Here is a 9,616-nt window from a genome sequence, read left to right on the forward strand (position 1 = left end):
AACGCGTTCGCGCCCATCGCCACGAGGACGACCGCGATGTTGACCAGCAGACGGCGCGAAAAGAGTGATTTCATGGTTCCGATAACCGTCACGACGCGCGCTCGAGGGAATGAAACGCGAGTCGTCGGTTCGAATACAGGTTATCGGCGGGGAAACGCGGGAATTTAGAGCAGGCGCTTAATCAGCCAGGCCAAACTCTTTCATGGCGGGGACGAAATCGTGGTTCACCTCGCTCTTGCGCGAGAGTTTCGCGAGCGCGTAGCGCTGGAAGGCCGACAGCTCGGACCAACGGCCAAGACTCGGCGAACCGATACCGCACAAGCTGCTCTGGCGGATCACGCTTTCCGGCACGACGTCCGTGTGCGCCCAGATCGGGTCGCTGTCGGGCGCGAAAGTCCCGGGTTTCGAATCGGCGTGAGTACGCAGCATTTCGGCGATGGCCTGATCGAACGCGGGTTCGATCGCCGCGTCGTCCTCCACCGGAAAGCGCGCAAGCAGTTCGCGGTCGCTGTGCGGGAGACGGCGCCAGTCGTCGAGGGAAATGCGCTGACCGAAGCGATCCAGATTAAAACGCACGACGAGCGGGATGAAGCTCAGGTTCTCAGTCGACTCCAGTTCGAATCCGAACAGGCGCGGAGCGTCGTAAAGTGCCATGGCGAGTGCCTCGTGGGCAAGAGGGTCAAGGGAAGCGAGTGAGGCCGCTGTGGGTTATCGTAGGGCCTTGAACGGCTTGTAGTGTGTCTGTTGCACCATAAAGCAGCAAGCGTTATGCCCGGATTTCTCTTATAAATTCTGATAAGCCGCGGCTAAAACGCGACATCGTAAGCAATTAGCAAGAGAGCCAGATCATGAATGACACGGATATCGACGATCAACCCGGCTACGTGGAACGCCACGTCAGGCGTCACCGGCTGGGCGAGATTCGCGAGACCGCCGACGACGTCGGCCAGGAATGGCCCGTCGCGCTCGTCTACAACGGTATTTCCCACGCCGTGATGATGTGCACGCCGCGTGATCTGGAAGCCTTTGCGGTGGGCTTTTCGCTGACCGAAGGGATCGTGGAGCGCGGCAGCGACATTCACGACATCGAGGTGTTTTTTCACAATCCCGAGGGCAATACGCTGCCACACGCGGAAGTGCATCTGCAAGTGGTGCAGCAGGCGTTTGTCGCGTTGAAGCAGAAACGCCGTGCGCTCGCCGGGCGGACCGGTTGCGGGGTGTGCGGGATCGAAAGTATCGATTTGCTGGATCTGCAACCGGAACGCGTGCCGGATACCGGCTTTCTCCAGCGTCTCGCCGATGACGCCATCGCCCATGCCGCGCGTGAGCTGCCGGCGCACCAGGGGTTATCGAAGTTGACGGGCGGATTGCACGCAGCCGCATGGTGCGACGAAACCGGCGCCGTCAAATACGCATTCGAAGACGTCGGCCGCCACAATGCGCTCGACAAGCTGATCGGCCATCTCGTACTGCAGCGCGTGGATACCACGCAAGGCTTCGTGTTCCTGTCGAGCCGGGCGAGCTACGAGCTCGTGCGCAAGTCGGCGCGCGTCGGCGTACCCATGCTTGTGACGATATCCGCGCCTACTTCGCTGGCGATTTCCATCGCGGAAAAGGCGGGATTGCGGCTCGTCAGTTTTGCACGCGAGAACGGGTTCGTGGAGTACGGCGCGGGCTGAACGGGGGCGCGTGCTTAACGACGCGTGCTTAACGGCGCGTGCTTAACGGCGCGTGCTCAACGGGCGCGTGCTCAACGCTTGATACGCGCCCTTCCGATCAGTTGAACTGGCTGAAATCCGGCTTGCGCTTTTCGAAGAACGCCGTGAACGCCTCTTTCGCTTCGGGCGCGGTCAGCATGCTCGCAAAAAATCCCGCTTCTTTCGCCATCTGCGTGCTGACTTCGTCGGCCTGACCGCCCTTCATCAACGCCTTGGTCGCCTTCAGCGATGCCGGCGGCAACGCCGCGAGTTTCCTCGCCTGCGCAAACGCAAAGTCGCCCACTTCTTCCGCCGATAAAACCCGGTTCACGATCCCCATGTTCGCGGCTTCGCTTGCGTCGAATGGCTCGCCGAGCAGCAGCTTTTCAGCGGCACGCTGATACCCCGCAATGCGCGGCAAAAGCAGGCTCGACGCCGCTTCCGGACACAGCCCGAGGTTCACGAACGGCAGCACGAACCTGGCCGTCGATGCCGCGTAGACCAGGTCGCAGTGCAGCAGCATCGTCGTACCGATACCGACTGCTCCGCCGCTTACCGCCGCCACGACCGGCTTCTGGGCCGTGCTGATGCGGCGCAGGAACTGGAACACCGGCGCGTCCGGCTTCGAGGGCGGCGCCTTCATGAAGTCTTCGAGATCATTGCCCGCGCTGAACGTATCGCCCGCGGCGCGGATCAGCACCACGCGCACGGCGGGATCGTTTTCGGCATCGAAGAAAGCATCGGCCATAGTCTGATACATCTCGGCCGTCAGCGCGTTCTTGCGCGCCGGGCGGTTGATCGTGATGCTCAAGACGCCGTCGATGTGTTCCGTGATGATGTCCATTCTCGTCTCCTGAATGAAAAACGGTTCGCGGACCGAAAAGGCACGCGAACCGTCGTTATGCTTCTACGGATAAGCCGCGTTGACCGTTACATCCGTTCGATAATGCCCGCCGCGCCCATGCCCGTTCCCACGCACATGGTCACCATGCCGTACTTCAGGTTGCGCCGGCGCAAACCATGCACGACCGTTGCGGCACGAATGGCGCCCGTTGCGCCGAGCGGATGGCCCAACGCGATCGCGCCGCCAAGCGGATTGATCTTCGACGGGTCGAGCCCCAGGTCCTGGATCACCGCCAGCGATTGCGCTGCAAACGCTTCGTTGAGCTCGATCCAGTCGATATCGTCCTGCGTCAGACCTGCCGCTTTCAACGCCGCCGGAATCGCTTCCTTCGGCCCGATGCCCATGATCTCCGGCGGCACGCCACGCACCGCGAAACTCACGAAGCGCGCGAGCGGCGTCAGGTTGAATTGCTTCAGGATTTTCTCGCTGACCACGATCAATGCGCCGGCGCCATCGGATGTCTGCGAGCTGTTGCCCGCCGTGACCGAACCCTTCGCGGCGAAGACGGGGCGCAGCTTCGCGAGCCCTTCCATGGTCGTGTCCTGACGCGGGCCTTCGTCGTTCTTGATCTCGCGCGCATTGACGCGAATCTCGCCCGTCGCCAGGTCCGGGAACCGTTCGTTGAGCGTGAACGCGGAGATTTCATCGTTGAACTCGCCGGTACGCTGCGCTTCCAAGGCACGCCGATGCGATTCCACCGAGAACGCATCCTGCGCTTCACGGCTGATCTTCCAGCGTTCGGCCACGCGTTCGGCCGTCAGACCCATGCCGTAAGCAATGCCGACGTTCTCATCGCGATCGAAGATATGCGGCGACAGCGACGGCTTGTTGCCCATCATGGGCACCATGCTCATCGATTCACATCCGCCGGCGATCATCACGTCGGATTCACCTACACGAATCCGGTCGGCGGCCATTGCCAGCGCGGTCACGCCCGATGCGCAGAACCGGTTCACGGTCACGCCGCCAACGGTGTTCGGCAAGCCGGCCAGCAACGCGCCGATACGCGCCACGTTCAGTCCTTGCTCGCCTTCGGGAATGGCGCATCCGATGATTGCGTCTTCGATCAGCTTCGTATCCAGCCCGGGCACTTGCGCGACCGCTGAACGGATCGCGTGGACCAGCAGCTCGTCCGGGCGCGTGTTCTTGAAGATCCCGCGCGGCGCCTTGCCGATAGGCGTCCGGCTCGCGGCGACAATGTATGCGTCCTGCACTTGTTTGCTCATTTGCAACTCCTTTGTCCCGTACGCGCCTAGTTACGAACCGGCTTGCCGGTTTGCAACATGCCCATGATCCGTTCCTGCGTCTTCGCGGTGCCGAGCAACTCGACAAATGCACGACGTTCGAGCGCCAGCAACCATTCTTCATCGACGAGACTGCCTGCTTCCACGTCTCCGCCGCAGACCGCTTCTGCGATACGGCTCGCGATCAGGAAATCGTGATCGCTGATGAAGCGGCCATCGCGCATGTTCACGAGCGACGCCTTGATGGTCGAGATCGCCGAGCGTCCTGCCACCGGCACCTGTGTAACCCGCAACGGCGCGCGATACCCGGCAGCGCTCAAAGCACGCGCTTCCTTTTTCGCGATATCGAGCAATTCGTGCACGTTGAAAACGATCGTGTCGGACGCTTTGAGATAACCCATCGAACGCGCTTCCAGTGCCGATGCCGAAACCTTCGCCATCGCTGCGTTCTCAAACGATTTCTGCAGGAATTTCAGGAGGTCGCTGGTTGCGTTGACGGCGCTGGCGGCAGTCGCTGCACGCAACGCCGCTTCCTTCAAGCCGCCGCCGGCAGGCACCAGACCCACGCCCACTTCCACCAGCCCCATGTAACTTTCGATGTGTGCAACACGCTTGGCCGAATGCAGCGCGAGTTCGCATCCGCCGCCAAGCGCAATGCCCGACACGGCCGCGACCACCGGCACGCTCGCGTACTTCACGCGCAACATGCCCTGCTGGAAGTTCTTCACAAACGGTTCGATCCCCTTCGCGCCGCCCATCATGAACGCGGGCATCGCTTCTTCGAGGTTCGCGCCGGCCGAGAACGCGCCGCCCGGATTGCCGAGCTTCAACGCCGACGTTTGCCAGATCACGACGCCCTTGTAATCGGCTTCGGCAATTTCGATCGCCTTCGTCAGGCCTTCGATCACCGCCGGCCCGATCGTGTTCATCTTGCTCTTGAACGATACGATCACGACATCGTCTTCGCCCGCGCGGTCATCGACCCAGGCGCGCACGGCATCGGTTTCGAACAGCGTCTTGCCGTAGGTTTTCGGATCGGCGCCCGCTTCGCCAAGCAGCGGCGCGCGGAAAACCTGCTTCTTGTAGACATCGAGCGATGAACGCGGAATGAATTTCGATGCACTCGGCGACCACGATCCTTCCGCGGTATGCACGCCTCCCTTCTCGGCGACGGGGCCGTCGAATACCCACGACGGCAACGGCGCCTTCGACAGCGCCTTGCCTGCATCGATATCTTCTTTCACCCATTGCGCGACTTGCGTCCAGCCGGCCGATTGCCAGCCTTCGAACGGACCTTCGTTCCAGCCGAAACCCCAGCGAATCGCGAGATCGATATCGCGCGCGTTGTCCGCAACGGATTCAAGATGCACGCCGATGTAATGAAACACATCGCGGAAAATGGACCACAGGAATTGCGCCTGAGGATGCTGCGATTCGCGCAGGAGCTTGAGGCGTTCCGCAGGCGGGCGCTTCAGGATGCGGCCGACGAGTTCATCGGCCTTGCCGCCGCCATCGACGTACGTTCCCGTCTTCGGGTCCAGCACCTTGATGACCTTGCCTTCCTTCTTGTAAAAACCCGCGCCCGATTTCTGTCCCAGCGCGCCGTTCTTCACGAGCGCGGCAAGCACGGCCGGGGTTTCGTACAACGGGAAGAAAGGATCGTCGGGCAGGTTGTCCTGCATTGTCTTGATGACGTGCGCCATGGTGTCGAGGCCGACTACGTCCGCCGTGCGGAACGTTGCCGATTTCGCGCGGCCAAGACGGGCACCGGTGAGGTCATCGACTTCATCGAAGCGCAGTCCGAACTTCTCGGCTTCCGCGATTACCGCAAGAATCGAAAACACACCCACGCGATTCGCGATGAAATTCGGCGTGTCCTTCGCGCGCACGACGCCCTTGCCGACCACGCTCGTCAGAAAAGTTTCGAGCTGATCGAGGATTTGCGGCTGCGTGGTATCGGTCGGAATCAGCTCGACCAGATGCATGTAGCGCGGCGGATTGAAAAAGTGCACGCCGCAAAAACGCGCTTTGAGTTCGTCCGAGAAACCCTTCGACAACTCCGTGATCGAAAGCCCCGACGTATTGGTCGCGAAAATCGCCTTCTCGCCGATATACGGCGAAACCTTCTTGTACAGGTCGTGCTTCCAGTCCATGCGCTCGGCGATCGCTTCGATCACCAGGTCGCACTCCGCAAGCGCAGCGATGTCGTCGTCGTAATTCGCGGGCTGGATGTATTGCGCGTCGTCCTTCACGCCGAACGGCGCGGGCGACAGCTTCTTCAGATTCTCGATCGCCTTCAACGCGATGCCGTTCTTCGGACCTTCCTTGGCCGGCAGGTCGAACAGCAGGACCGGCACCTGGGCGTTGATCAGGTGCGCAGCGATCTGCGCGCCCATGACGCCGGCGCCGAGAACCGCCACCTTGCGTATGTTCAGATTGCTCACGTTTGTCTCCGGGAGAGGTATTCGGTATGACGATGCGCTACGTCCGCTGAAGACGTAGCGCAGTGCAAAAGAGGCCTAGAACAAGGCTTCGTCGTATTCCATCAGCGTCTTCGATCCGGCGCGCGCGGCGCGGATCGTCGATGCCGTTTCAGGCAGCAGCTTGGCGAAATAGAAACGCGCGGTGGCGAGCTTCGCCTTGTAGAACGGATCGCCTTCGGCTTCTTTATCCAGCGCGATCCGCGCCATGCGCGCCCAGAAATACGAGAACACCAGATGCCCGACCGTCCGCAGATAAGGCACGGCAGCGGCGCCGACTTCGTCCGGATTCTGCATGGCCTTCATGCCGATTTCCATCGTCAGTTTCTGCACCTTGTCGCCGATATCCGCAAGCGGGTTGATGAACTCCTGCATCTCCGGCTTCACGCCTTCTTCTTCCACGAAGTCCGTGACGAGCTTGCCGAATTTCTTCAGCTTCGCGCCCATGTCGCCGAGAATCTTGCGGCCGAGCAAATCGAGCGCCTGAATCGAATTCGTGCCTTCGTAGATCATGTTGATACGGGCGTCGCGAACGTATTGCTCCATGCCCCATTCGGAGATGAAACCGTGGCCGCCATAAATCTGCATGCCCATGTTCGTGCCTTCGAACGCGTTGTCCGTCAGGAAGGCCTTGATGACCGGAGTCAGCAACGCGACCAGATCGGCGGCGTCCTTGCGCGCTGATTCGTCGGCGTGGGACAGTTCCTTGTCGATGTTGAGCGCCGCCCAGTACGTGAACGCGCGGCCCGCTTCGGCATAGGCCTTTTGCGTGAGCAACATGCGACGAACATCCGGATGCACGATGATCGGATCAGCGCCTTTCTCCGGCGCTTTCGGACCGGTCAGCGAACGCATTTGGAGGCGTTCCTTCGCGTACGTGAGCGAGTTCTGATACGCGATCTCCGTCAGTCCGAGCCCCTGCATGCCGACGCCCAGACGCGCGGCGTTCATCATCACGAACATGGCGTTCAAGCCCTTGTTCGGCTCGCCGACAAGCCAGCCCTTCGCTGAATCCAGATTGATCACGCACGTGGAATTGCCGTGAATGCCCATCTTGTGTTCGATGGAACCGCACTTCACGCCATTGCGTTCGCCCGGCGCGCCAGCATTGGTTGGAATGAATTTCGGCACGATGAAAAGCGAAATGCCCTTCGTGCCGCTCGGTGCGCCCGGCAAGCGAGCCAGCACCAGGTGCACGATGTTCTCGGCCAGATCATGTTCGCCGCTGGAGATGAAGATCTTCGTGCCGCTGATGGCGTACGAGCCGTCGCCGTTCGGCTCGGCCTTCGTGCGCAGCATGCCGAGGTCGGTGCCGCAGTGCGGTTCGGTCAGGCACATCGTGCCGGTCCAGGTGCCATCCACGAGCTTCGGCAAATAGGCCTTCTGCAACTCGGGCGCGCCGTGCGCGTGCAGGCATTCATAGGCGCCATGCGAGAGGCCGGGGTACATCGTCCAGGCCTGGTTCGCCGAGTTCAGCATTTCAAAAAGCGCGTTGTTCACGAACGCCGGCAAGCCCTGGCCGCCGTATTCCGGATCGCAACCGAGAGCCGGCCAGCCAGCTTCAACATATTGCTTATAGGCTTCCTTGAAGCCCGCCGGCGTGCGCACGATGCCATCGCCTTCGTACGTGCAGCCTTCACGATCGCCAACCTGGTTCAGCGGAAAGAGCACTTCGGCGCAGAACTTGCCGGCTTCTTCCAGAACCTGATTGATCGTGTCGGCGTCGAGATCCGCATGCTTGGGCATGTTCTTGACCTCGTTTTCTACGTTGAGCAACTCGTGCAGCACGAATTGCATGTCACGCAGCGGCGCGGTGTACTGTCCCATTCTTCATCTCCAAGTGTCCAGGAAGCTTGGGCCCTGAGCGCCGCCGAATCCGCTGTGCTACCGCGTGCTGCTAATTCGTCGACGCCTGGCGGCCGTTGCTTTGATACGAAACAATCGTTTTTTCCAGCGCGTCCCGCGTCAGTTGCACGGCCTCCGGCAAGTGCAGGAAGCGCGCGTCATGATGCAGACCGAGCGTGAAACTATAGAGTTCAAAAAGCATCAGCGCAGGATCTGTATCCGCACGCAAATGCCCCTCATCCTTCGCCTGGTTGATCGCCCGCGTAAGCGCTGCTCGCCAGATCGTCACGCTATGCACCAGTTGCTCGCGGACTGCACTGTCGGCGCGATCGTCGTACTCCACCGCACCGCTTATGTAGATACAGCCCGTCGTTACCTCCTCGATGCGCTTTTCCATCCAGCGCGCGAGCATGGAACGCAAACGCGGCAAACCGCGTGCTTCGCGAAGGCTCGGGTAAAACACTTCATCCTCAAAGCGGCGGTGATACTCCTTCACTACTTCGACCTGCAGGTCCTCGCGCGAGCCGAAATGCGCGAACACGCCGCTCTTGCTCATCTGCATCCGTTCGGCCAGCAAGCCGATCGTCAAACCTTCGAGTCCGTCCCGGCTAGCCAGGTCCAGCGCGGCGTCGAGGATTGCGACTCGTGTCTGTTCGCCTTTTCGCATGATTTTTACCGTTTTCATTTAATCGAAATAAAATCGAACGGCCGTACGATTATTGTAGCCGACCGTTCCTGAAACAAGCTTTTTATTAGAAACCGGGGTCTAACTTTTCGTCGCGTCGTTAGACGCGGCTCAAGTTTGTGCCGGTTTGTGGCCTTGCAGCCAGTGGTAGTGGCCCGAGCACGTCAATCGTAGCGGCCGATGGTGAGCATTTTCATCATCGTGCGATACGCGTTGTAGGCAAGCCAATTAAGCAGGCGCTCACCGGCCGGACGCGCCGCATATTGTTCGAGCGTGATCGGCCGGGCGTCTTCGTAGGCCGCAATGATCGCGTCACGCAACTTCACGATCTCGTTCTCGTGATTCACGAGCACCATGTTCGCCTCGTTGTTCAAGACGAGGCTGAGCGCGTCGAGATTGGACGAGCCGACCGTCGCCCAGTTCGAATCCACCACGGCGACTTTCCCATGTAGCATGGTTTTCTCGTATTCCGCGATCCGCACGCCCGATTTCAGCAAGTTCCGATACAGAAACGGCGTCGCATAGTCGAGCGCGACAAACTCCTTCCTGCCGATCACCAGCGTCACACGTACGCCGCGCTGTGCTGCGCGGACCAGCGCGCGGCGCAGCTTGCGGCCCGGCATGAAATACGGGTTCGCCAGCATCACTTCTTTTTCCGCGTGCGAAATCGCCGCCAGGTACGCCTTTTCGATCGCCCGCCGATTCAGGAGGTTATCGCGGGCGACGAACGCCACGCACGGCCGGTCCACGGCGTGAATCAA

The 9,616-nt window shown here is 60.7% G+C and carries 8 protein-coding genes; 1 reads left to right on the top strand and 7 read right to left on the bottom strand.

The window, feature by feature from the left end; all coding sequences use genetic code 11:
- Positions 1-177: 177 nt before the first annotated feature.
- On the bottom strand, positions 178-654 hold the full coding sequence (locus ACRXB1_RS21755; protein ID WP_061998414.1) for a nitrate reductase associated protein: 477 nt from the start codon (positions 652-654) through the stop codon (positions 178-180).
- A gap of 194 nt (positions 655-848) precedes the next feature.
- Here ACRXB1_RS21755 and fdhD point away from each other — a divergent pair, with 194 nt between their 5' ends.
- Complete coding sequence (gene fdhD / locus ACRXB1_RS21760; RefSeq protein ID WP_449493176.1) at positions 849-1,679, top strand: formate dehydrogenase accessory sulfurtransferase FdhD; 831 nt, start codon at positions 849-851, stop codon at positions 1,677-1,679.
- Between the two features lie 97 nt (positions 1,680-1,776).
- Here the strand turns inward: fdhD and ACRXB1_RS21765 are convergent, their stop codons facing one another.
- From ACRXB1_RS21765 to ACRXB1_RS21790, 6 genes are all read right to left on the bottom strand, one after another.
- Positions 1,777-2,541 (bottom strand): enoyl-CoA hydratase, encoded by a 765-nt coding sequence (locus tag ACRXB1_RS21765; protein ID WP_062169100.1) that lies wholly within the window; start codon positions 2,539-2,541, stop codon positions 1,777-1,779.
- Positions 2,542-2,627: 86 nt separating this feature from the next.
- On the bottom strand, positions 2,628-3,827 hold the full coding sequence (locus ACRXB1_RS21770; RefSeq protein WP_174364631.1) for an acetyl-CoA C-acyltransferase: 1,200 nt from the start codon (positions 3,825-3,827) through the stop codon (positions 2,628-2,630).
- Positions 3,828-3,853: 26 nt separating this feature from the next.
- Positions 3,854-6,289, bottom strand: coding sequence for a 3-hydroxyacyl-CoA dehydrogenase/enoyl-CoA hydratase family protein (locus tag ACRXB1_RS21775; protein WP_449493177.1), 2,436 nt, complete (start codon positions 6,287-6,289; stop codon positions 3,854-3,856).
- A gap of 75 nt (positions 6,290-6,364) precedes the next feature.
- The gene (locus tag ACRXB1_RS21780; RefSeq protein WP_449493178.1) at positions 6,365-8,152 is read right to left on the bottom strand and encodes an acyl-CoA dehydrogenase C-terminal domain-containing protein; all 1,788 of its coding nucleotides are present in this window, start codon (positions 8,150-8,152) and stop codon (positions 6,365-6,367) included.
- Positions 8,153-8,222: 70 nt separating this feature from the next.
- Positions 8,223-8,837, bottom strand: a complete 615-nt coding sequence (locus tag ACRXB1_RS21785; protein ID WP_062000674.1) for a TetR/AcrR family transcriptional regulator — start codon at positions 8,835-8,837, stop codon at positions 8,223-8,225.
- A gap of 182 nt (positions 8,838-9,019) precedes the next feature.
- The coding region (locus ACRXB1_RS21790; RefSeq protein WP_449493179.1) for a phospholipase D-like domain-containing protein at positions 9,020-9,616 on the bottom strand (597 nt) is incomplete at its 5' end.

Source organism: Caballeronia sp. M23-90 (genome assembly GCF_053574605.1).